Below are 267 nucleotides of genomic sequence, written 5' to 3'. Positions count from 1 at the left end.
CCCACCGGTTGCACGCAGCGCTCCTGCAGCACCCGCAGCAAACGGGCCTGCGTCGGCAGCGGCATATCGCCGATCTCGTCGAGGAACAACGTGCCCTTGTCGGCCTTGCGGATCAGGCCAATGCTGCCTTTTTGACTGGCACCGGTGAAGGCGCCTTTTTCATAACCGAACAGCTCCGACTCCACCAGTTCCGCAGGAATGGCCGCACAGTTCACCGCGATAAAGGCCTGCCGGCTGCGGGAACTGGCCAGGTGCAGGGCCTTGACG

At 63.7% G+C, this 267-nt stretch carries 1 protein-coding gene; it reads right to left on the bottom strand.

What is annotated here, in order from left to right; genetic code table 11:
* Positions 1-267, bottom strand: a 267-nt coding sequence (locus tag SB765_RS30165; RefSeq protein WP_410932566.1) for a sigma 54-interacting transcriptional regulator, incomplete at both ends; no start/stop codon positions are given.

It is taken from the genome of Pseudomonas sp. SIMBA_067 (genome assembly GCF_046534675.1).
GTDB classification, from domain to species: domain Bacteria; phylum Pseudomonadota; class Gammaproteobacteria; order Pseudomonadales; family Pseudomonadaceae; genus Aquipseudomonas; species Aquipseudomonas putida.
Note: the sequence above shows the minus strand (reverse complement) of the source record. Positions and strands in the feature narration are given on the sequence as shown.